Source organism: Ruegeria sp. AI2 (assembly GCF_056541275.1).
On the sequence record NZ_JBQFYB010000020.1, the window covers coordinates 1 to 23835 of the forward strand.

The window sequence follows — 23835 nt, forward strand, 5'->3', positions numbered from 1 at the left end:
AAAAAAACCCGCGCAAATCCCCATGCCGCTGCGGGCGAATAACCAACACACCCGACAACCCCGTCTGCTCAATCTCCATAACACCTAACCTTAACCGTCTGTTGCCTGTGTTGGGCGAGTATTGTCAGGCTGGGTTTCAATGCAAGGGTGTTGCGCAATTTGCTGCTCAGATGACCGCAGCCGGAGATGGCGGCTCGCTGCCTTACTGCTCCGTCACCCCACTACGTCACCTGCTGGTCCAGCATCTCAAGCACGGCGTCGCGTTCCGACAGAACCAGCAGCAGGGCCAGATCGCCCGGTTCCACCTGTTTCAGGATCATCGCGGCGGCCTCGGACGGGGATGCGGCCCTTTGGATCTGGGTCTTGTCATACCCTTGTTCCAGAGCCGACTTTTCAATCAGGTCCGGTATCTCTCCCAAAGCGCGGCCCCGTAGATACCCTTCCAGTTCAGCAGCAACGACCACGTCGGGTTGGAAATTCAAGGCGGTTGCGGTGACGTCGCGAATGTCCTGGTCCGAGCGGTCTCCGGCATGGCTGAGCATGATGAACCGCCGTTTTGCCGGCAGGGCCGACAGCGCATCGCACACGGCAGAAATCGAATGCGGATTATGCGCGAAATCCACGAAAACCTGAGCGCCGTTGTGCTGGAATTCGTTGCAGCGACCCGGATTGTCCTTGGCATCCGGTTTGAACCCGGCCAACCCATGCCGAACCGCTTCAAGCGGCAGTTTCAAAGCCAGCGCAAGGCACATAGCCGCCAGAGCGTTCAGGATGTTGTATTTCGCGACCCCGCCCATGGTCAGGGGCACGTCGGACACGGCAATGACCGTATGCTCGGACCGGCCGTCGAAAAAGACGATATTGCCCTGCGAGACATAAGCGCAGCATGTTCCCGCGTCGCGCGCCCGACGGATCAGATCATTCCCGGCATCCAGTGAAAACCACCAGATATTCGCCGCCGTGTTTTCGGCTTCGGCACGGACAAAAGGATCATCGGCATTCAGGGCCAGAACGCCGCCCTTGGTCAGTGTCCGGTGCACGGCGAATTTCGCCTGAGCCAGCTCGGGCACCGTGTTGACGCCGTATTGCCCCAGATGATCGTTCGCCACGTTGGTGACAGTGGCGGCCATAGCGGCACGCGTCGGCAGGCCGCGGCGCAGGATACCCCCACGGGCCACTTCAAGGCATCCGATTTCAAGCCGCTTGTCGCGCAGCAACATCCGCCCTCCGCCGGGGCCGGAATAGTCGCCGCGATCCAGAATATCGTCGCCCACCCGCACAAACTCGGTCGAGGTCAGCCCTGCGACCTTGCCCGAGGCGCGGGCGATCGCCTCCAGCAACCGGGTCGTGGTGGTCTTGCCGTTGGTTCCGGTGATGAAGGCGACGGGGATGTTGTGAAAGGCGGGCCAGACCACGTCATCCGGGGCGGGCAACGCGTCGACAGGCCAGGTTTGGCTGCCGGTTCCATGCCCGATGGAAATCTCATCATCGTCGCAAAGGATATCCACACCATGCGCGTCGGCTGCCGCGATCAGGGCGATCAGCGCAGGATTGGCCTCCTTCGCCATGACGCCTTTGACGTCCCGGATCATCTGATCAAAATCGCCCGGCGTGGTCTCCAGCAACTCTGCCGCGCAGAAATGCCAGGCGGTCTGAGCCGCAAAGATCGCGGAATAAAGCTGATCCATCGGTGCCGAGATTGCCAGATTGACGCCTCCGGTAAAGGTACGGTGGGTCAGCGCCTGATCCTGCCAGCCAAGCGCATCCAGAACGCGCCGGGCGTGTTTTTCCCACACTGCAATGACCTGCGCGGGGTCGATAACAGTGAAAAACACATCCATCACCGCGCCGGGGTGATCCCACAACAGGCCGGGGCCGGTCAGTCGCCGCGCGTCATCCACCTGAATATGATCAGCGGTCGCGCTTTCGATGGTCAGCGCGGTTTCAAGCTCTTCGATCCGGTCCATTCCGGTACCTCCGCTCAATCCGCGTCTTCGCTGATTTCACGCGCCAGTCTTACACCGCGTTCGTCCCGGATCAGGTTCTGATCGCTGTCGAACATGTCCTCGAACGTGGTGTCGGCGGAACTGGTCTTGGGTGTCGCTTCGGTTTCAGAGGTTTCTCCATCGGAATTGAAGTAGATGATCTGTTTCCAGCAGCGTGTGGTGTCATCTCCGAAGATCACCAGCAGATCGCCCGGTGCCGCCATCTCCAGCGCTGTGGTCACGGCCTCAACCTCATCCGGGATGATCGAGATTGCCTCATCCGGCGTCCCGCAATCGATCAGGGCCTGCCGCATCATTTGCGGCACCTCGTCATGCCCGCGACCCCGGCGGCGGTCATCGGCCTTGCAGATGAAGTGGTCAAAATGCCCGGCCAGCGCTGCGGCCCCATCAACGATGTCTTCATCGCGCCGATCACCGGGCATCGCAACAACGCACAGCCTGCGACCCTTGACCTCCAACTGATCGGCCAAAGCGGCCATCGCCTTCAGCGCGGCAGGGTTGTGGCCGTAATCAAGGATCACCTTGAAGGGATGTTCATCATAGACATTCATCCGCCCCGGTGCCTGGAAATAACTTGTGTCGAAAGTGCGCAGTCCATGCCGGATATTGTCCAGATCGACCCCAAAGCTATAGGCCATTGCAGCTGCGACCATGGCGTTTTGCACGTTGAAGATCGCCTTGCCTTCAAGCGTGGCGGGGATCAGATGCGACCACAGAACCGGGATGTGAAGCCCTTTGTCATAGATGGTCAGCATGTCGCCATTCATGCCTTTTTCCAGCACGATGGCCTTGCCCCCTGTCTTGATATGTTCCTTGACCAGACTGTGACCGGGGTTGGTCGTGACATAGAAGATCTGATCCGCCCCGGCGTAATCGGCCATCTTCAGACAATTGATGTCGTCAGCGTTCAGAACGGCCGTATCGGTTGCGCTTTCCACCACCACCCGTTTGACGACGGCCAGCTCCTCGACCGTATTGATCCCGCCCAGGCCCAGATGATCTGCCGAGACGTTCAGACAGGCCGCCACGTTCGAGCGTTGATAGCCCAGACCCGAGCGAACCAGCCCGCCCCGCGCGGTTTCCATAACTGCAAAATCGACCATCGGATCACGCAGGACGATCTGTGCCGATTTCGGGCCGGTCATGTCCCCCTTGACGCTCAGCTTGCCATCCACATAGACGCCGTCGGTCGAGGTCATGCCAACGATCTTGCCACTGGTTTTCATGATATGACCCAGCATCCGCGACGTTGTCGTCTTGCCGTTGGTGCCGGTGATTGCTGCAATCGGGATGCGGGTCTGTTCATTGGCAGGGAACAGCATGTCGATGACCTTGCCCGCCACATCGCGCGGCTGACCTTCGGACGGGGCCACATGCATCCGGAAACCGGGGGCCGCATTTACTTCGACAATCGCGCCACCGATATCCTTGTAGGATTTGGTAATATCGTCGATCAGGAAATCGACACCGCCCACATCCAGCCCGACCGCCATGATGGCGCGTTCGGCCATGTCGCGGTTGTCGGGATGCACCACGTCGGTCAGATCGATGGCGGTGCCACCGGTTGACAGGTTCGCGGTTGAGCGCAGATAGAAAACCTCACCCTCGGGCAGGACAGTGTCTTCCGTCACGCCCGCATTCTCCATCAGGCGGTTAGCCTGATTGTCCAGCTCGAGCCTGGTCAGCACTTTTTCGTGCCCGATGCCCCGGCGCGGGTCCTGGTTCACGATGTCGACCAGTTCGGCAATCGTATGGGTTCCGTCGCCTATTACATGGCCGGGGACGCGTTTGGCCACCGCAACCAGTTTGTCGTTCACGACCAGCATCCGGTGATCAAAGCCGGTGATGAAGCTCTCGACCAGAATGGCGCGGCTGCGCGAATGCTCCTTGGCCTCGGCAAAACCCGCCTCGACCTCGGCATCGGAATTCAGATTGATCGAAACGCCGCGCCCATGGTTGGCGTCCAACGGTTTGACCACCACCGGAAACCCGATCCGGGCTGCCGCGCGTACGGCCTCGCGGGCCGAATAGACCATGCGCTGCTGCGGAACCGGCAGGCCAAGATCGTTCAGCAGATTATGGGTGTCTTCCTTGTCACAGGATATCTCGACCGAGATATGCTTGGTCTCGGACGTAATTGTCGCCTGAATGCGTTTCTGAAACTTGCCGTGTCCAAATTGCACAAGCGAGCCGGAATTCAGCCTGATCCAAGGAATATCGCGTTCCTGCGCCGCCTTGACCAGCGATCCGGTCGATGGGCCAAATTCCTTGCGTTGCGCCCGCAGAACAAAGCTGCGCAGTTCTTCATCCCAATTAAAGTCCGGGTCGAATTCGTAGTCCACCTGATCTTTCAGGGATTGCGGCAGCAGATGCATCAGCAACCGCATCGCCAGATTGCCCGCATCCAGACCGACGTCGCGCTGGCGGTATTCATAGACCATATTGTACTGGCCCGGCTCACCTGTGCCGCGCGTACGGCCAAAGGTAACGTCGGATCCGGCCACGTTCTGCACTTCGATGGCGCAATGTTCCAGCACATGTCCCAGCCAGGTGCCTTCATCCTCGCGCAGGCGGCGGATGAAGCCGCCGGGTTCGCGATAGGAACAGCCGTGTTCCGCCAGACCGGGAAGCGCCTTGATCAAGGCGTCAATAAACTCGGAACCAATTTTTGCCGAGGGCCACTCTTCCAGAACACCCAGATCGATGACGTGGCGAATGACCGGAAAACTTGCCCAGACATTCGGGCCGACAAAGACATTGGTCGAGATTATTTTCATGAGGCTCCCCGTTGGTTAGCTTTTTGTTATCCCCCCGCTGGCGGCCTCTTGACCGGACATGTCCGGCAATGTGCAGAACGCCAAATGCTCATCCGGCGGAAAAGCCTGGCGAGCCGTCAGATCATAACGGCACCCTTCGCCCAGAACGTCAAGCCGAAGTCCAAGCAGGCTCAGTGCTTCGCCGCGGCGCGCGTCCCACATCGATGAATGGGTCAGATGACTGGCGTCCACGACGGTAACCGATCCGCTGCCCACGACTTCAAGGACATTATCGGGTCCGATGAAGGCTGCCGTGTCTTCGTCGATACCCAGTCCTATCAAAAAAGGGTTGAAAGATGAAGCGGTTAGCAAACGTCCCAGCCGATTGCGCTGTGTGAAGTGCTGGTCGATGATGACGGCGTTGGTCAAACCCATGCCCGGAGCCAGCGTGATATTGCCCTCAGCCGGAGCCGAGTTGCTGCTGCCCCCGGCCACCATGTGTTCGGACATGATCGACGCCCCGGCCGAAGTGCCGGCAACCGGCACACCGGCCGCATTCCGGCGGCGAATTTTCTGCGCCACAAGCGTGCCACCCAGAATCGCCGACAGCCGCAGCTGGTTGCCGCCGGTCATGAATATCCCTGTAGCGCGGTCCAGCATCTCGGCAAAATCAGGATTGTCGCAATCGGCACGCCGCGAGATGGGCAGAAATTCGACCTTGCCCGCACCCAGCTCGGAAAAGATGCGATTGTAATCCGGTCCGGTCTCTTCCAACATCGAGGCCGTCGGGATCACGACAATATCGGCATCAGGACCACCAGACAGCTCAACGAACTTGCGGTGAATCTGCATTTCCTTGACGCGGTCTTCGCCGCCGCCGATCGGGATGATGAACCCGCGCGGGGTCTCTGCATCAACGGGTGCAGGGCACATATCTTACTTACCTTCCGGTATAAAAGCAGCCAGCCATCGGGGCCACTCGGTCGCTTAACCTGTTCATACATGCCGTGTCGGACCATCTGACCTTATCGGACATGCCGTTCCCCCCCAGCGACATCACATGCCGCACGGCAGGGATTTCGTCAAGAACCACCGGTTTTGTGCGTGCTTCAGCCTGCCACTGCAAAACCCTGCACGACAAAAGCGATCCCCCCGAAACATCAAAGCTCCGGGGGGATCAGATTGCTCGTCAGTTTGCGCGCTGGTTCAGATGTCGAATTTGACACCCTGCGCTAGCGGGAGTTCTGCCGAGTAGTTCACTGTGTTGGTCTGGCGACGCATATAGGATTTCCACGCGTCCGAGCCGCTTTCGCGTCCGCCGCCGGTTTCCTTTTCGCCACCGAATGCGCCACCGATCTCGGCGCCCGAGGGGCCTATGTTGACGTTGGCAATACCGCAATCCGACCCCGCCGCAGTCAGAAACTGCTCGGCCTCGCGCATGTTCAGCGTGAACACACAGGATGACAGCCCTTGCGGCACATCGTTTTGAAGCTGGATCGCTTCGTCAAAGTCGTCGTAGCCCATGACATAAAGGATCGGCGCGAAAGTTTCGGTTTTCACGACCGCGCTTTGGCCGGGCATTTCGACAATTGCGGGCTGCATATAGACACCCGCAGGAAGCCCTTCGGTCACGCGTTCACCGCCAAACACGGTGCCGCCTTCGGCCCTTGCGGCCTCCAGTGCGGATGTCATGGCGGCACCCGATGCCTCATCCACCAGTGGCCCGATCAACGTGCCCTCAGACAGCGGATTGCCGATGGCCAGACCGGCATAAGCCTTTTTCAGGCGGCCCACCAGTTCCTCACGGATCGAGTTGTGCACGATCAGACGGCGCAGCGTGGTGCAACGCTGACCGGCGGTTCCAACGGCCGAGAAGACAATGGCGCGCACGGCCATTTCCAGATCCGCCGAAGGGCCTACGATCATCGCGTTGTTGCCACCCAGTTCCAGAATGCACTTGCCAAAGCGTGCCGCAACAATGGGCGCAACCGCACGACCCATTCGTGTGGACCCCGTGGCCGAGATGATCGGAACATCTTCGCTGGCCACCAGCGCCTCGCCCAACTCCGCGCCACCGATCAGGACCTGAAGCAACCCTTCGGGGGCATCGCCAAACCGCACCAGCGCGCGTTCAAAGATCTTCTGGCAGGCCATCGCCGTCAGCGGGGTCTTCTCGGACGGTTTCCAGATCACCGGATCGCCACAGACCAGTGCCAAAGCGGCATTCCACGACCAGACCGCAACCGGGAAATTGAAGGCCGAGATCACCCCGACCGGGCCCGCCGGATGCCAGGTTTCCATCATCCGATGACCTGGGCGTTCCGACGCGATGGTCAGACCATAAAGCTGACGCGACAGACCAACGGCAAAGTCGCAGATGTCGATCATCTCCTGCACTTCGCCCAAACCTTCGGAGGTGATCTTGCCGGCCTCCCAGCTGACAAGCGCGCCCAGATCGTCCTTGGCCGCACGCAGCTCTTCGCCCAGCAGGCGGATCAGCTCGCCCCGACGCGGGGCCGGCACAACGCGCCACGCCTTGAACGCGTTTTTGGCGCGGGCAATGATCGCGTCCATTTCGGTGGCCGGCGTTTCATGCACATCGGCCAGCAGGCTACCGTCAATCGGCGACGTCACCTTCAGAGTGCCGCCCTTCAATGCAGCATCCGTCAGATCCAGATTTGCAAGCGTGGTTTGGGCTGTCATTACGATGTCTTTCATATCTCAGGCCGCCTTGTTTTGCCGGGTCACGTCACCAGCACGATACAGCTGGCCAAATTCTGTATTCAGGAAGTCGTTCAGTTTGACCTGTTCCTGCCGGACGAACCCTTTCGAAGGCAGCGTGCCGGTGCGCATCAGGTCAACAACGCCCAGAATACCCGCAGCTGTGGTGACCTGAATGGCACTCCAGACCTGTCCGTTGATGGTGCGGGAAAAGCTCTTGTTGATCAAAGATTTCTCGCGCAGAACACCGTTGATCAAGCCCTTGGCCGTGCAATAGACCAGCACAACGTCCTGATCGGTGCGGGGCAGGGCGGTCTCGAAGAGACCTTTCAGCAGATCGCGGCGGCGTTCCAGCCCCAGATCGTGCAGCAGCAGTTTCAGGATTTCACAATGGCCGGGATACCGGATCGTGCGATAAGACACGGCCCGCGCCTTGCCTTCCAGCGTTTCCGGCAGCGTGCCCAACCCGCCCGAGGTGTTGAAGCATTCGTATTCCACGCCATCATGACCCAGAATCTCGTAATCTTCCAGCGGCGCGGTCTTGACCAGTTTGCCGTTCACGATGGCGTCGCAGGGATTGCAGTACTCGTTGATCAACCCATCGGTCGACCAGGTCAGATTGTATTTCAGCGCATTGGTCGGATAAAGCGGCAGCGCGCCCACCCGCATATGCAGGCTGTCCAGCTCATCAAACTCCGCTGCAAGCGCGGCTCCGGAGATACCCACAAAACCAGGTGCCAGACCACATTGCGGCATGAAAGCCGTCTCACTGCCTTCGGCCAGCTGGCGTACGGCCTCGGTGGCCGCGACGTCTTCGGTTAGGTCAAAATAATGCGCGCCCGCCTCTTTGGCGGCCTTGGCAATGTTTGGGGTAAGAAAGAACGGTGCCGCTGAAACCACGGCGTTAAACCCGGTCAGCTCCTTTGCCAGATTGTCCGCATCCCGGGCATCAATCTGCTTTGTTCCAATCCCAAGCCTTGTGATTTCACCCAGCGCTTTCAGGTCATGGTCAGCCACAGTCACTGTATAGTTTGGCGAGGCCCTCAGCAGCGTCGCGATCATCTGACCGATCTTGCCAGCCCCGATTACGCAAATATTCCAGGACATCAACGTCTCCGTAAATTTCTGTTCCTGATATTATGGTGCAAGGCTGGCCAGACATTTCATAGGCCGCAATTTGACGAAGTGATCGACTTATCCGACATTATGCCGGAATAATTGTCATTATGGCGTGACCGCCATCAGGGGTTGAAATCGGCCGGCACCCCGAAAGGAGGAGAGCCAACGCCAGTGCCCGTCAAGGAATGCAGAAAAGCGACCAGAGCGGCGATTTCCGCATCCGAAAGCGTCACTGGCACAATGTCGATCCTGCTGCGCTGGCGTTCCATCTCGAACCGGTCGTCCCACACCACGAAATCCACCTCTTGCAACCAGGGGACCTTGGGCAACGCAGCCATGTCGGGTTTCCATTTGGCAAGGCTGGTCTGTGGGTCAAGATGGTGACGGATCATGCTTTCGAGATCCGCAAAAGCGCCGTTATGTCCATAAGGCGCAGTCAGGGCGACATTGCGCAGCATCGGCGTGCGAAAGCGATAGGCGTCTTCCACACGGTTGCTTTCCGCCATCCGCCCAACGTCCCGCGCATATGGATCCCATTGCCGGGTCCGACCCGGCCCGAAAGGGGGCAAACCCAGCGCGTGAAACTCTTGGTCCGACATCAACGGACCCTCATGGCATGTCGCGCATCGCGCATTGCCATAAAACAGGTTCATCCCGTCTTTCTGGATGTCTGACAGCGCATCCTTGTCCCCAGCCAAGTACTGGTCGTATGGGCTGTCGGTGCTGCGCCATTCAATGGCCATGAAGGCCGCCAGCGCGTTGGCAATCTGGGTGATCGTGATGTCTTCGGTGGTCTCGATATCGTCAAAAGCCGCGACTATGGCTGGGCCATAGCGCGGATCAGTCCGCACGCGTTTGGCAAGGATCGGCCAGCCCTTGTCAATCCTGTCGTGAACCGCGCCGGTCACCTGGTTTTCAGCGACATTACCGGCCATCTCGAATTGCGCGGTCAGCGGAAATAAAGCCTGCGCTGCCAGAAGCGAGTTCAATCCGCCGGGCAGCCATTCCTGTGCAGGCGAATTGAACCCGTTGCCATAGATATCCGAGATGCTCAGGCGGCCATCGTGGAAAACGGTATGGATGTCCTTTGCCCCGAGGTTCCACAACCCCGGCGCATTTCGGGGAATGCGTTTGCGGATCCTGTCCGCGCCGGTACCCGGCGTGCGGTCCGGGCCAAGACCCTGTCCGCCTTCACCGATCCCCAGAGACAACCCGTCAGAGGTGCCGAAATCGGGGTGATGGCAATGGGCGCATGAAATGTTCAGATTGCCTGACAGGATCGGATCGTAAAACAGTTGATGACCGATAGCGGCCTGTTCCATATCAAATGGGATAAAGTCATCATCCGTCAGCGGGCGCGGCAGGTCCTGCGCCACCGCGGCCCCCGCCCAAACGAGGACAATCGCCCAATGCGCCAGTTTCTCTTTACCCTTTGTTTTCTTGCGACCCCGGCTCTGGCTGAGCTGGAACAGGCACGTGATATGATGGAGGCCGGAGAGTTTGAAGCCGCGCGCGCGGAACTGCTGCCCGCCGCCCGGTCGGGCAATGCCGAGGCCGAGGAACTGATAGGTGTGATGTACGGGCTGGGTCTTGGGGTCGAGCAGGACCACGAAAGAGCGTTTGAATGGTATCTGCGTGCCTCGATGAAGGGGCATCCGGGGGCGCAGTCGGGGGTTGGCTGGTACTATGAACTGGGTCTGGGAATGCCCGCGCCCGATCTGGTGCGGGCCTATATGTGGTACACGCTCAGCGCCATTGGCGGCGATCCCGATGCGGCGATCAGCCTTGAGGAAGTGATCAAGAAAATGTCGCCGGAGCAGATCGAGAAGGCGCATGTTCTGGTCAACGACTACAAAGGGTGGATGTACCCGTTTCGATAAGGGCCGGGCCACAAGGCCCGACCCATCCGTTTAGTTCAGGTCCGCATTGCGCGAGGCGTTCACGTCCGCCTCAGCCGCCGCGACCGCTTCGGTCAGCGCGGCAAAGATTTCATCACCACGGGCAACATTGGTCTGGAACCAGTCATAGACGGGCGAAGCCGCAGCTTTGAACGCCGCCTTCTGTTCGGGCGTCGGGACATACAGGTCGCCGCCACCTGCGACGAAGTCCTCATACGCCTGGATCGACTTGCGCTTGGGCGATGCAAAGGTGGCCTGTTGCAGGGCGTAGAACCCATCGACAACGACCCGACGCATATCTTCCGGCATCGCCTGGAATTTGGCGTTGTTCATCCACCACAGCGCACCCATATAGGCGTGCCCGTCCAACGTGACATATTGCAGGCCGGCATCCGGGAACTTCATGCCCATGATGTCGGTGATGCCGTTCTTTGACCCCTCGACAACGCCGGTCTGGAAGCTGGTGAAGAGTTCCGGCCACGGGATCGGTGTAGGTGACGCGCCCAGTGCCTTGACCAGTTCCTGCGGCAGGTCGGCGACAACGGTGCGGATTTTCAGACCTTCCATGTCGGCAGGCTCGGCGACGCGGTGTTTTGTGTTGGCGAAGTTGCGCCAGCCTCCGGTGTTGCCGATGGTCATCAGGCGGATCGCGCCTCCGGAATCCTCAAGCGCCATGTCGCGCATGGTGCGGGTGAAATCGCCCGACAGAACATGCTCGGCGATCCGGTCATCGGCCATCAGATAGGGCAGGTCCAGAACCTGCACATAGGGGAAGATGCCCGACGCCCCGCCCGAGGTAGAGATATAGATATCGATGGTGCCATCCGCCACGCCCTGCAGGCATTCAGCACCGTTCGAACACAGCTGGGTGCCGATGAACAACTCAACCTCGATGGCGCCGTTCGACGCCGCCTCGACATAGTTCTTGAAAACGATCAGACCGTCGTAATCCTCGTCATTTTCGTTCGAATTGGCAGTGGCGCGCAGCGTATAGTCCGCAGCCGTCGCCGCGACCACAGACGCGGCCACAAGCGATGTGGCAATCGCCGCTGTTTTTATGAAGTTTCCGAGCATGCGTTTCCTCCCTGTGATACTCAGTCAATTTGCAAATCCCGTTATCCTCGGGATCGTCATGGATAGTGCGGGGATGTAGGTGATCAGAAAGATCACGATGATTTCGACCGCCAAGAACGGCAGGATCGCCTTGGCGATCGTCTCGACCCGCTCCCGCGACACGGCGGCGGCCACGAACAGCACCAGCCCCATGGGGGGCGTGGCAAGGCCGACGGTCAGATTGACGCTCATGATGATGGCGAAATGGATCGGGTCTACACCGAGACTGGTGAAAATCGGGCCAAGGATAGGCCCAAGGATGATGATCGCAGGGCCTGCGTCCAGAAACATGCCAACGATGAACAACAACAGGTTGATCAGGAACAACAGGATCAGCGGATTTTCCGACAGGCTGAGGATCAACGAGGCCAATTGTTCCGGGGCATGGCTCAGGCTGACCACGGTCTTGAACGCCATTGCTGCGCCAACCAGCAGCAGCACCACGGCCGACGTCATACCTGCATTGCTCAGAACGTCGGGAATTTCCCTCAGGGTCAGTGTGCGCAGAACGAAAAACCCGATGATAAAGGCGTAGCCCACAGCGACTGCGGCGGCTTCGGTCGGGGTAAAGATGCCCCCCAGAATACCGCCCAGAATGATCACAGGCGTCATCAGCGGGAAGAACGCCTTGAGGCTGGCTTTGCGCCGCTCATCCCATGTGTATTTCCGGCTGGCGACGGGAAAGTCGTACTTGTCGGCCATGAACTTGATCATCACCATCAGGCCGACACCGACCATGATCCCGGGCACGATGCCTGCAAGAAACAAGGCGGCCACGCTTTCGCCCATGACATAGGCATAGATAATCATAATGCCCGAGGGTGGGATGATCGGCCCGATCACCGAACTCGCGGCTGTGATCGCTGCGGCGAATTTGCGGGTGTAGCCCTGTTTTTCCATCGCCGGGATCAGCATCGACCCCAGGGCGGATGTGTCAGCCACCGCAGACCCCGAAAGGCCCGCGAATAGGATCGAGCTCAGCACATTTACATGCGCCAGCCCCCCGCGCAGATGGCCCATCAGGGCCTGGCTGAATTCGACAAGGCGGATGGTAATGCCGCCACGGTTCATCATTTCACCGGCCAGCATGAAGAACGGGATGGCCATCAGCGGAAAGCTGTCCATGCCGTTGTAGACATTGCGATAAAGCAGGGTGATGTCGTTCGTCTGTCCGTTCAGCCACAGCAGGATGCCGGGCGCCGCCAGAAGCGCGAAAAAGACCGGCAAGCCAATCAGCAGGAAAATCAGGAAAGTGGGCAGGAACCAGATCAGCATCTATTCGGCCCCCACCGCTGCGTCGGGAATGTCCGGCAAAAGATGCGCGCCGCCAAGCAAGGTGACCATGGAACGCAGGATAAGCTCGATATTGACCGAGATCAGCAGAATGATGCCCACCAGCAGCGAAGCCATCATCCAGCTGCGCGGAATGCGATACCACTCGTCAAACCCAAGCGATGTCGGCAGGTACAGGGCGGCGGTGGCGAACCTGCCGCCAAAGCCGGTGACCTCGGACCAGCCGATATTGACCGCAACCAAAAGCACGGCCAGCGAGACCAGCAGGAGGAACAGATTGAGCGACAGGCCGAGCATACGCGGCAAAAACCGTTGCAGCATGTCGATAGCTACAAAGCCGCCGCGCCGAAAGGCCGTCGGTGCCATCAACCCGGTCATCCACAACATGCAGAACCGCGCGGCCTCATCCGGCCAGGGCAGGGCGTTGCCCAGAACGTATCGGAAGAACACCTGAATAAGGATTGCGATGACCATGAATGCAATCGCAACAACGCCAACCGCGCGGCCCAGACGCAGCACGGTTTCGTTCACAAATGCAATCGGCGCAAGCACCGATGCCAGTCCGCCCATGCGGATCCTCCCTTGTTCAGCCGCAGGTGTGTCCCGCGGTCGTCAGATCGCGCTTAGTGCTGCGCGAATTGGCCCATTTTCCCGGCGTAGAACGTCAGCGCGTCGCCGTCGCTCATGCTGGCCTTCAGGACTTTGCCCACCACGATCACGTGATCGCCCGCGTCGTGATAGGCATGTTGTTCGCATTCAAATCGTGCCAGGCAATCCGACAGCAGCGGGGTGCCGTTTGCACAGCGCTCATGCCGGATGTCGCGCAGGGCATGTGCATCTTTCGAGCAGCCAAAACACAGCTCGGCCTGCGCAGACGATAACACATGCACCGTGAAATGCCGTGCCGCGCGAAAATAGGGGAACCGGCGCGAGTTGCGGTCACCGGCCCACATGATCAGTGGCGGGTCCAGCGACAGCGACGAAAAGCTATTGGCCGTGATGCAGATCGGGCCGTCACCGCTGTCGCATGTCACAATGGTAACGCCGGTTGCGAACCGCCCAAAAGCATCCCGCAGGGTCCGGGTGTCGTCCTTGTGTGGCACAAAAGTGCGGGTCATGTTTCTTGAGATTGCGTTCATCATGCTACCTCATGCCCCAGCGCCGCCTCGTACAGGCGGAACCAGGTTTCGCGATCAATTGTGACTTTCAGCGCGTCCGAGATGCGTTTGATACGGTTCAGGTTGTTGGTGCCCAGAACCGGCAGAATGCCCGCCGGATGAGCCAGCAGGAAGGCCACGGCCACAGCGGCCCGGTCTACACCGAACTCTTCTGCGATTTCATCAGCGACAACCCCAACGGGCGGGTTTCCGGCCATCAACAGCCCACCCCCCAGCGGCGACCACGCCATAAGGTGGTGCCCGTGCTGTTGGTGAAACGCCAGATCTCCGTTGGTGAAAGGGGTGATCTCTCCCAGTGAGATCTCGATCTGGTTGGTGACCAGCCGGGTTTTCATCGCCGATTGCAGCAGGGTCCAGTCCCACGGACGGAAGTTCGAAACACCAACCGCGCCCACCTTGCCGCTGGCGACAGCCTCATCCAGTGCTGCCCCGGTTTCGTGGTGGTCCATGAACGGATCAGGGCGGTGGATCAGCAACAGATCGATGTGGTCGATGGCCATCTCCGACAGGGACGTGTCGATGGACTTCAGGATATGCGCGCGCGAGGTGTCATAGTATTTGACCTTCGCATCTGAATGCCGCCCCACGGGCGCGACGATGTCACATTTGGTGACGATCTCCATCTTCTGGCGCAGGCCGGGATTGGCGCGCAAGGCGTTGCCCAGAACGGCTTCCGCCGCGTATCCGCCATATATGTCGGCCTGATCGAAGGTGGTGATGCCCTGATCAAGACAGGCTTGAATCTTGGCCTCGACATGCCCTGCCGAGGTGTCGCTATCGTCACCCAGCCGCCACATGCCATAGACAAGGCGGCTCATTTCCAGCGTCGGGGATAGTTTCACACGTTGCATCAGCGGCGCACTCCATTGCCCAGCGGCGTGGCCGGGGGTGTCTTGGGCACACGCCCGTACGCTTCGGGCAGCGAGCATGTTTTCAGATGCGGCATCACACGAGCACCGAAATGCTTGGCCTCATCCATGTGCGGATAACCCGAGAAGATGAAGGCGCGAATGCCCATCTTCCGGTAGTCTTCGATCTTTGACATGACCTGATCGGTTGATCCCACCAGTGCCGCACCACAGCCCGAACGGGCGCGGCCGACACCTGTCCACAGACCGGGTTCCACATAGCCATACTCATCCGCCAGATCACGGTTCCTGGTCTGATGCGCCACACCCAGCGAGGTCGCATCCAACGCCCGCTCGCGGATCGCGCGGCCATAGTCGTCATCCAGTTTCGAGACGATGTAATCCGCGTATTCCTGCGCCTCGGCTTCGGTATCGCGAACGATCATGTGAACCCGCAGGCCATAGTCGAGCGTACGGTCATAGTTTTCGGCCACTGCATGAACAGCTTTCATCCGCTCGGCCAGTTGATCCTTGGTTTCCGGCCACATCAGGTACACATCGCAATGCTCACCGCACAGCTCCAGCGCCGCGGGCGAATAACCGCCGAAATACAGCAGCGGCCCGCCAGTCTGATAGGGCCGCGCCGGGTCCGTTGTCAGACCTGTAAAGTTGTAGACCTCGCCCGCATGGTTGATCTCCTCCTGCGTCCAGGCCTGTTTCAGGATCTCGACCACTTCGCGCGAGCGTTGATAGCGATAGGCACTGTCGGCCTTTTCGCCGGGAAAATCGGATGAAATGATGTTGACGGTCAGCCGCCCCTTCAGCATGTGATCCAGCGTTGCGATCGTGCGGGCCAGCATGATCGGCTGCATCTCGCCGCAGCGCACGGCAGCCAACAGGTTGATCTTTTGCGTGATCGGCGCACAACCGGCGACAAAGCTCAGCGTGTCCTGCCCAACCTGATATGATGACGGGCACAGGATGTTGCGAAACCCCTGTGCCTCGGCCTCTTTCACGATGGCCGAGCAATGCTCCCAGCTGGAGCGCAGATCACCATCGGGCACACCCAGAAACTGATAATCGTCCGAACAAAGTGCTGCGAACCACGAAACCTCGGCCGCATCCAGATCAGGGGATGTGATGGGGACGATGGTCATTTGATTCACGCTCCGTGCATCTTTTACTTTCCTCTTGCGTAGCAATCACATTGATGTAGATCAATAGTGTATCAATTTTTCCTGCGACCGAATGAAGCGCCTGAAATGCCCCCGAACACCCGAAACCCCAATGCCCTGCCTATCTATGTTCAGATTGCCGAGCTGCTGATCCGCGATATCGCTGCGGGTCGTTTGATCGATGGTGAGCGTCTGCCCCCGGAACGCGACATGGCGGCCAAGCTGAACGTGTCGGTCGGCACGCTGCGAAAATCGCTCGCCGAGCTTGAGAAAAAAGGCATGTTGGAGCGTATTCAGGGGTCAGGAAATTACATCCGCGAGACCGGAACCCAGAACAGTGTCTACGCGATGTTCCGGCTGGAACTGCCCCAAGGGGGCGGGTTGCCGCGTGCGGATATCCTGTCGGTCGATCATCTGAAGAAACCTTCCGATCTGCCGGATTTTGGCACCTCGGACATCGGATCGCGCGTACGTCGGATGCGCTATCTGAATGACACAATCATCGCGGTCGAGGAGATCTGGCTGGACGAATCAGCCGGCCTGATCAAGCGAAGCCTGCTGTCGGACTCGCTCTACCGCTATTATCAGCACCAGCTGGGTTTCTGGATATCACGGGCCGAAGATCGCGTGTCGATTGGCCAGTTGCCCGATTGGACGCCCGCGGCGTTCACCAAAGCCGCCGGTGAAACGGTGGGTTATATCGAACGGTTCAGCTGGTCGGACAAGGCCGAACCTGTCGAATTTTCAAAGACCTGGTTCGACCCGGACCGGGCCACCTATGTCCAACGTCTGAAGTAAAAGGAAACGCGCATGACCCGGACCATCAATTACGGGCTGATCGGATGTGGCATGATGGGGCAGGAACACCTGCACAATATCGCCTTGCTGGTCGGCACGCGTGTCGCGGCGATATTCGAGCCCGATCCCGGGATGGCAAAAGCCGCGCAGGCGATTGCGCCGGGTGCGGTTATGGTACAGTCGGTGCAAGAGGTGTTGGATATCGAAGACCTGGACTGCCTTGTCATCGCCAGCCCAAACCATCTGCATGTCGATCAGATCTGCGAAGTCGCGCAAACGCGCCCCTTGCCGCTATTGGTGGAAAAGCCCCTGTTCACCAACCCCCAGGACGCCGCAAGGCTAGAGAAGGTTCAGCGCGATTATCCACACCCGATCTGGGTTGCGATGGAATACCGTTATATGCCGCCCATCGCGACCCTGATCGACAAGATCGGGGACACAGGCGGGGTCAGGATGCTGTCGATCCGGGAACATCGCTTTCCGTTTCTGCCGAAAGTCGGCGACTGGAACCGGTTCAACCGCAACACCGGCGGCACCTTTGTCGAGAAATGTTGCCACTTCTTCGATCTGATGCGGCTGATCCTGCAATCCGACCCGGTGCGGATCGCCGCAAGCGGCGGACAGGCGGTGAACCATCTGGAAGAAACCTACGAGGGCGAAACGCCTGACATACTGGATCACGGCTATGTTCTGGTCGATTTCGCCAATGGCACGCGCGCGATGCTCGAGCTGTGCATGTTCGCCGAAGGCGCCCGTTATCAGGAAGAGATTTCGGCCATCGGGCCCAACGCCAAGGTCGAGGCTCTGGTGCCGGGGCCGGGACGGTTCTGGCCCAACCAGCTGGGAACCCCGCCCGTGCCGCAGGTCATCGTCAGCCCGCGGGACCCCAAGGGGCCAATATCGCAGGATATCCCTGTCGATCCCCGCTTGCTGGCTGCCGGTGATCACAACGGCTCGACCTATTATCAGCACAAGGGGTTTCTGGATCTGGTGCGCGGGCACAAGGCCAAACCGGATGTAACAGTGCAAGACGGTCTGTGGGCTGTAAGAATGGGACTGGCGGCGCAGCAGGCCCTGCAAACCGGCGAAACGGTTCACCTAAAGCACCTTTAAACTGACCCCGGGCAGGTTCAGGGTAGACAGGTCCGCGGCGACAAATGTGTCGCTTGCGGGCCAATCTGTCGTAAATCAGCTAGTGAAGCGGGGCGCAGTAGGGGACAAAACTGTATGACCTGTCAGTGTATTCCCACCCGCCTTGATCGCCGTGCGACCGGCTGTGATCTGGTCACGACGCGCCGGTAACCGCCCTGCGGGGCCGTTCTGCCTGCCCGCTTTCAGACGACAACGGAATACCTCATGACAACCGCTCTGCGCCTCGCCATCGATATTGGCGGCACTTTTACCGACACGGTCCTCGTCTCGGGTGATGAGACGATACTGGCCTCCACCAAAACCCTGACCACCCACCAGAACCCGGCAGAAGGCGCACTGGAAGGCGCGCGGCGCGTCATGGCGCAGACTGGCCGATCGCTGAAGGATGTCACCGGATTCATTCACGGAACCACTCTGGCAACCAACGCGCTGATCGAACGGCGCGGGGCGGTCGTGACCACGGTCTGCACCGAAGGGTTCCGCGATATTCTCGATATCGGGTACGAGCGTCGGTATTCCCAATACGACATCAACCTTGAAAAGCCAGACATGCTGGTGCCGCGCGAACGCTCGTTGACCATAGGCGAACGCATGTCGGCAGAAGGCAAGGTGCTGATTGAACTGGATGAAGGGAAAGTAGACCGGTTGCTGGCCGAGATTGACGCCAGCGGGGCCGAGGCGGTGGCCATCTGCCTGATGCACTCTTACGCCAACCCGACCCACGAACGGCGCTTGCGCGATCTTCTGGCGCGACACCGCCCCGGCTTGACCGTCTCGATCTCGTCCGATGTCAGCCCCGAAGCGCGTGAATTTGACCGGCTCTGCACCACTGTGGCCAACGCCTATATTCAACCGTTGATGGAAAACTATCTGACCCGGTTTGTGGATCAGTTCACGGCCGAGGGCGTAACCTGTCCGATCCTGATGATGACGGCAGGCGGCGGTATGTGCACGATCGGCACCGCCACGCGTTTCCCCATTCGTCTGGTGGAATCCGGCCCCGCCGGAGGGGCCATTCTAGCCGCTCGCATCGCGGCGCGTGCCGGGTTGGATCAGGTCCTGTCTTTCGATGTGGGCGGCACCACCGCCAAGCTCTGCCTGATCGACAAGGCGCGCCCCCAGACCTCGCGCTCATTCGAAATCGCCCGCGCGGCGCGGTTCATCAAGGGGTCGGGAATGCCGGTGCGCATTCCGGTGATCGAGATGATTGAAATCGGTGCTGGTGGCGGTTCGATCGCGGGTGTTGACCGTCTCGGGCGTCTGACGGTCGGGCCAAAATCGGCAGGCTCGGAGCCCGGGCCGGTCGCTTTCATGCGCGGCGGCATCGATCCGACCGTGACCGACAGCGACATCACTCTGGGCTATATCGTGCCCGACACCTTTGCCGAGGGGCATATCCAGCTTGACCCCGATGGGGCAAAGGCCGCCCTGAGACGTGTGATCGGGGACAAACTGGGGCTGGATGCAACAGGTGCGGCAGATGGGGTCAGCCGCATCGTTGTCGAAAGCATGGCCAGCGCCGGGCGGATGCATGCGGTCGAAAGCGGCAAGGACCTTGGCCCGCGCACCATGATTGCCTTTGGTGGCAACGGGCCGCTGCATGCCACCCGCGTCGCCCGGTCCGCCGGGGTGTCGCGTATCGTGATCCCGCCCAATCCCGGTGTCGGTTCGGCGGTTGGGTTCCTGTTTGCCCCGGTATCTTTCGAAATCGTCCGCTCGCGCTATTCCCTGCTCGACAGCATGGACATGGACGGGGTGAACGCCCTGTTTGATACGATGATTGCCGAAGCAAAAGAGGTCGTCGCCCAAGGGGCAGGGGATGCACCCACCGAAACCCTGCGCACCGCCTTTATGCGCTATAGCGGGCAAGGGCATGAGATCGAGATTACCTTGCCGGACCGCGCCCTGACACGCCGGGATATCGCCCCGCTGACTGCCGCATTCGAAAAGGAATACCGCAAACAATTCTCACGCCCCGTGCCGGGGATGAAGATCGAGATCCTCAACTGGGCCGTTCGCGTTGCCACCCCGGACAAAGCGGTGCCCACGGTGTTGGAAACGCCGGGCAAAACCGCATTTCAGGTCACGCAGACGCGCCCCATCACCTGTGATCTGGATGGCACGGTAAAACAGGCCGCCTTTCTCGCCCGCGCCGATATGCGCCCCGGTGACCATGTGGCAGGCCCCGCGCTGATCCATGAACCACAAACAACCACATTCGTTTCCGCCGATTTCTCGGCCCAGATGGACGCAATCGGCAACCTTGTCCTGATACAGGACCAGAAAGGAGGCGCATGATGACCGCTGATCTGTCCCCCGCCCGCCTGCAAGTGATGTGGAACCGCCTGCTGGCTGTGGTCGAAGAACAGGGCCAGACCCTGATCCGCGCGGCTTTTTCGCCCATCGTGCGCGAATGCGGTGACATTTCCGCCGGGATATTCGACGTGAATGGCCGGATGCTGGCGCAGGCCGTGACCGGAACACCGGGCCATATCAACACCATGGCCGAGGCCGTGCTGCACCTGCGCGCCCGTTTCGCGGTGCAGGACATGCGCCCCGGCGACATCTACATGACAAACGACCCTTGGCTGGCCTCGGGGCATCTGAACGACTTCCTGTTGATGATGCCCGCGTTCAAGGACGGCAAGGTGGTGGGCTTTACCTCCTGCACCTCGCATCTGGTGGATCTGGGCGGTCTGGGTATGGGACCTGAAGGCTCGGACATCTATGACGAAGGCCTGCTGATCCCGCCTTGCAAACTGGTCGAGGCCGGAACGCCCAATGCGCTGCTGATGGATATCATCCGCGCCAACTCGCGCGAGCCAGTGGCCAATGAGGGCGACATCTACGCCCTGATCGCCTGTTGTGAGGCCGGGGTGAACCGCCTTGTCGCGATGATGGAGGAGTTCGGGATCGAAGATCTGGACAGGCTTGGCACCTATATCATCGACACCTCGCGCAAAGGCGCGTTGCAGGCCATCGCCGAGGTGCCCGAAGGCGTTTACAAAAACGTGCTGCACATGGACGGCTATGAGGCCGAGCTGGAGCTGCACGCGACGCTCACCGTGACCAAAGACGGGATGCATGTCGATTTCACGGGCACGTCCGGGTGTTCGAAAAAGGGCATCAACGTGCCTTTGAACTATGCGACCGCCTATACGGTCTTTGCCCTGCGTTGCATCGTCGGGCCGGATATCCCGAACAACGCAGGCTCGTTGGAACCATTCACGGTGGAAGGCCCCAAGGGTTGCATCCTGAACGCCCAGCATCCGGTGCCAGTGGCCATGCGGCATACGCTGGGGCAGGTCACACCGGATCTGGTTCTGGGCTGCCTGCATCAGGCGCTGCCCGAACAGGTGCCTGCCGAAGGGGCCTCGTGCATGTTCGACCTGCCAATGCGCCACGCTCCCGAAGTGGCGTCGAATGGCGGGCGCGAATTTGCCATCGAACCCGTTCACAATGGCGGCACCGGGGCGCGACCCCACGCGGATGGCCTGTCCGCGACAGCCTACCCTTCGGGGGTGTTCGGCTCGCAGGTCGAGATAACCGAAAGTGTCGCCCCGGTGATCATGTGGCGACGCGAATTGTTGCCCGACTCGGGCGGCGCGGGTCAGTACAGGGGAGGATTGGGTCAGCGGATCGAGATGACGTCTGCCAACGATGCCCCCTTCATCGTCTTCCTGTCGGTCGAACGTCTGAAATTTCCGGCTCTGGGCCGCATGGGCGGCCTGCCCGGCGCACCGGGACGTATCCGATTCCGCGATGGCGGCGGTGATATTCCGGGCAAGGGCGAGCTGCGCGTGGAAAGCGGCGATTACCTGATCTTCGATACCCCCGGCGGCGGCGGCTTTGGCGATCCGGCCGCGCGCAACCCAGAGGCGCTGGCGCTGGACCTCAGGCGCGGGCTGGTCACAGAAGGAGGGGCCAAAGCCTATGGGGGTGCCTCATGATCCGCGCAGTTGATCACATTCGTGCCATGGCGGCCTATGCGCTGGCCGATCTGGGCGCGCCGGACACTGTATCTCTGGCCCAGAATGAAAGCGCTTTCCCGGTCAGCCCTGCCGCAATTGCGGCGGGGCAGGCGGCATTGCACCGGATGCCGCTTTATCCCGATCCCGACTGGTCGGACCTGCGCGCCGCCATCGCTCAGGTGCATGCAGTGCCAGCCGACAACATCCTGTGCGGTGCCGGATCGATGGAGTTGATCGGCTGCCTGATCCGCGCCTATTCAGGGCCGGGCGACCATGTATTGGGCACGGATTACGGCTATGCCTATGTGGCCTCAGCCACGGCGCAGGTGCGGGCAGACTATGTGAAAGCGCGCGAGGTTGATCTGACCGTCTCGGTCGATGACATTCTGGCCGCTGTCACGCCTGAAACCCGGATCGTCTTTGTCTGCAACCCCGGCAACCCGACCGGCACCCTGATCCCGAATGCCGAGATCATCCGCCTGCGCAACACCCTGCCCGGGAACGTGCTGCTGGTGGTCGATCAGGCCTATGCCGAATTCGCCGATCGCGATCACGACCCGGCTGAAATCTTTGCCCTCGTTGCACGTGGGGATACCGTGGTCATACGCACCTTTTCAAAGGCTTACGGTCTGGCGGGCGCGCGCGTGGGATGGGGTCTTTTCCCGTCAGAGGTCGCGATTGAGCTGCGAAAGCTGCTCAACCCCAACAACGTATCGACCCTCTCTCAGGCCATGGCAACGGCAGCGATGCAGGATCAGCCCCACATGCGCGACACGGTTGCCAGAACCGCCGCCATCCGGGATGGCTTTGCCGATGGGTGCCGGGCGCTGGGATTATCTGTTCCGCGCAGCCGCACCAATTTTGTCCTGATCCGCTTTGCCGATGCCGCGACGGCGCAAAAAGCGGATGCCGCGTTGCGCAAAGCGGGTTTACTCATGCGCGGAATGGGCGGCTATGGCCTCGCGGATTGCCTGCGCGCCACGATCTGCGACACGGCAGTGATGGAGCGCTGCCTGACTGTTCTGAAAGAGGTGACGTCATGACCTTTGAAACCCGGACACGGGCCAAAATCGGGGTGCTTGTGCCCTTTACCAACACCAATCTCGAAGCTGACATGATGCTGATGCGCTGCCCGGACACGACGGTGCATTTTCAGCGAATGGGTGGCTATGACGTGGATGAGATCCCCGGATCGGATCAGATGGCGGGTCTGGGGGCCTCGGATATCAGCCACGACCTCAAGATGATATCGGGCGTTCGGCCCGATGTGGTGCTCTATGGCTGTACCTCGGCCACGCTGACCCATGGCCCGTCCTTTGACCACCAGCTGGCGCAGGACATCAGGGCCGCGTCGGGGGCCGTGTGTATTACCGCCGCTGGGGCGCTTGTTGCTGCGATCCATGCGCTCGACCTGTCCCGGGTCGGTTTTTCTTCGCCCTATCTGGGCGAGATCAACACGCAGGCCATGGATTTTCTGACGCAGAACCGGATCACAACGGTGAATTGCGCCGATATCGGCCGCGAGCTGGGCAATTACGGGCAGGGCGAACTGACCCCGGACGAGGTTTTCGACCTTGCCATGCAGGCCGACCACCCAAAGGCCGAGGCCATCATACTCAGCTGCACCGACATGCGCGCAGTCGAGGCCATAGACCGGATCGAAGCGGCCCTTGATAAACCTGTTGTGACGTCCAATCAGGCCATGATGTTTGCCCTGATGCGGGCGCTTGACCTGCCAAGGCACGGGACTGTTCCGGGGCGGTTGTTTGATCTGCTATAGCCTTGGGTCAGACAAAAGCATGGAACC

Annotated in this window: 19 protein-coding genes; 7 read left to right on the forward strand and 12 right to left on the reverse strand. The window is 60.1% G+C overall.

The window, feature by feature from the left end:
* Positions 1 to 221 precede the first annotated feature (221 nt).
* The 6 genes from ACR0LL_RS19655 to ACR0LL_RS19680 form a co-directional block, all read right to left on the reverse strand.
* On the reverse strand, positions 222 to 1967 hold the full coding sequence (locus ACR0LL_RS19655; protein ID WP_480588855.1) for a Mur ligase family protein: 1746 nt from the start codon (positions 1965 to 1967) through the stop codon (positions 222 to 224).
* A gap of 14 nt (positions 1968 to 1981) precedes the next feature.
* Positions 1982 to 4783, reverse strand: a complete 2802-nt coding sequence (gene cphA / locus ACR0LL_RS19660; protein WP_480588858.1) for a cyanophycin synthetase — start codon at positions 4781 to 4783, stop codon at positions 1982 to 1984.
* Between the two features lie 15 nt (positions 4784 to 4798).
* Positions 4799 to 5695 (reverse strand): cyanophycinase, encoded by an 897-nt coding sequence (locus ACR0LL_RS19665; protein WP_480588861.1) that lies wholly within the window; start codon positions 5693 to 5695, stop codon positions 4799 to 4801.
* Positions 5696 to 5968: 273 nt separating this feature from the next.
* Entirely contained in the window at positions 5969 to 7480 is a 1512-nt protein-coding gene (gene amaB / locus ACR0LL_RS19670) for an L-piperidine-6-carboxylate dehydrogenase (RefSeq protein WP_480588864.1), read from the reverse strand.
* Positions 7481 to 7483: 3 nt separating this feature from the next.
* Positions 7484 to 8590 (reverse strand): saccharopine dehydrogenase family protein, encoded by a 1107-nt coding sequence (locus ACR0LL_RS19675; RefSeq protein ID WP_480588867.1) that lies wholly within the window; start codon positions 8588 to 8590, stop codon positions 7484 to 7486.
* A 134-nt stretch (positions 8591 to 8724) separates the two neighbouring features.
* Entirely contained in the window at positions 8725 to 9978 is a 1254-nt protein-coding gene (locus ACR0LL_RS19680) for a cytochrome-c peroxidase (RefSeq protein ID WP_480588869.1), read from the reverse strand.
* Between the two features lie 33 nt (positions 9979 to 10011).
* Between ACR0LL_RS19680 and ACR0LL_RS19685 the strand changes: the two genes are divergently transcribed.
* Positions 10012 to 10482, forward strand: coding sequence for a tetratricopeptide repeat protein (locus ACR0LL_RS19685; RefSeq protein ID WP_267365609.1), 471 nt, complete (start codon positions 10012 to 10014; stop codon positions 10480 to 10482).
* A gap of 30 nt (positions 10483 to 10512) precedes the next feature.
* Here ACR0LL_RS19685 and ACR0LL_RS19690 read toward each other — a convergent pair whose 3' ends face one another.
* From ACR0LL_RS19690 to ACR0LL_RS19715, 6 genes are read right to left on the reverse strand one after another with little or no spacing between them, the layout of a single operon-like run.
* Positions 10513 to 11574 carry a TRAP transporter substrate-binding protein gene (locus ACR0LL_RS19690; RefSeq protein ID WP_267365607.1) on the reverse strand — a complete coding sequence of 354 codons (1062 nt, stop codon included), beginning with the start codon at positions 11572 to 11574 and terminating at the stop codon, positions 10513 to 10515.
* A gap of 24 nt (positions 11575 to 11598) precedes the next feature.
* On the reverse strand, positions 11599 to 12888 hold the full coding sequence (locus ACR0LL_RS19695) for a TRAP transporter large permease (protein WP_209599366.1): 1290 nt from the start codon (positions 12886 to 12888) through the stop codon (positions 11599 to 11601).
* Positions 12889 to 13476 (reverse strand): TRAP transporter small permease, encoded by a 588-nt coding sequence (locus ACR0LL_RS19700; protein WP_480588873.1) that lies wholly within the window; start codon positions 13474 to 13476, stop codon positions 12889 to 12891.
* Positions 13477 to 13529: 53 nt separating this feature from the next.
* Entirely contained in the window at positions 13530 to 14045 is a 516-nt protein-coding gene (locus tag ACR0LL_RS19705) for a flavin reductase family protein (protein ID WP_480588876.1), read from the reverse strand.
* Positions 14045 to 14935: an aldo/keto reductase gene (locus ACR0LL_RS19710; RefSeq protein ID WP_480588879.1), complete on the reverse strand. Its 891-nt coding sequence runs from the start codon at positions 14933 to 14935 to the stop codon at positions 14045 to 14047. Before ACR0LL_RS19710 ends, ACR0LL_RS19705 begins: the two co-directional genes overlap by 1 nt.
* Entirely contained in the window at positions 14935 to 16089 is a 1155-nt protein-coding gene (locus tag ACR0LL_RS19715) for an LLM class flavin-dependent oxidoreductase (protein ID WP_480588882.1), read from the reverse strand. The genes ACR0LL_RS19710 and ACR0LL_RS19715 overlap by 1 nt, the downstream gene beginning before the upstream one ends.
* A gap of 105 nt (positions 16090 to 16194) precedes the next feature.
* Between ACR0LL_RS19715 and ACR0LL_RS19720 the strand changes: the two genes are divergently transcribed.
* The 6 genes from ACR0LL_RS19720 to ACR0LL_RS19745 all read left to right on the forward strand — a co-directional run bounded on the left by ACR0LL_RS19720 (position 16195) and on the right by ACR0LL_RS19745 (position 23808).
* The gene (locus ACR0LL_RS19720; protein WP_480588884.1) at positions 16195 to 16905 is read left to right on the forward strand and encodes a GntR family transcriptional regulator; all 711 of its coding nucleotides are present in this window, start codon (positions 16195 to 16197) and stop codon (positions 16903 to 16905) included.
* A gap of 12 nt (positions 16906 to 16917) precedes the next feature.
* On the forward strand, positions 16918 to 18018 hold the full coding sequence (locus ACR0LL_RS19725) for a Gfo/Idh/MocA family protein (RefSeq protein ID WP_480588887.1): 1101 nt from the start codon (positions 16918 to 16920) through the stop codon (positions 18016 to 18018).
* A gap of 243 nt (positions 18019 to 18261) precedes the next feature.
* Positions 18262 to 20355: a hydantoinase/oxoprolinase family protein gene (locus ACR0LL_RS19730; RefSeq protein WP_480588890.1), complete on the forward strand. Its 2094-nt coding sequence runs from the start codon at positions 18262 to 18264 to the stop codon at positions 20353 to 20355.
* The gene (locus tag ACR0LL_RS19735; RefSeq protein ID WP_480588893.1) at positions 20355 to 22007 is read left to right on the forward strand and encodes a hydantoinase B/oxoprolinase family protein; all 1653 of its coding nucleotides are present in this window, start codon (positions 20355 to 20357) and stop codon (positions 22005 to 22007) included. Before ACR0LL_RS19730 ends, ACR0LL_RS19735 begins: the two co-directional genes overlap by 1 nt.
* Positions 22004 to 23071, forward strand: a complete 1068-nt coding sequence (locus tag ACR0LL_RS19740; RefSeq protein ID WP_480588895.1) for a pyridoxal phosphate-dependent aminotransferase — start codon at positions 22004 to 22006, stop codon at positions 23069 to 23071. Before ACR0LL_RS19735 ends, ACR0LL_RS19740 begins: the two co-directional genes overlap by 4 nt.
* On the forward strand, positions 23068 to 23808 hold the full coding sequence (locus ACR0LL_RS19745; RefSeq protein WP_480588898.1) for a maleate cis-trans isomerase family protein: 741 nt from the start codon (positions 23068 to 23070) through the stop codon (positions 23806 to 23808). The genes ACR0LL_RS19740 and ACR0LL_RS19745 overlap by 4 nt, the downstream gene beginning before the upstream one ends.
* Positions 23809 to 23835: the final 27 nt, after the last annotated feature.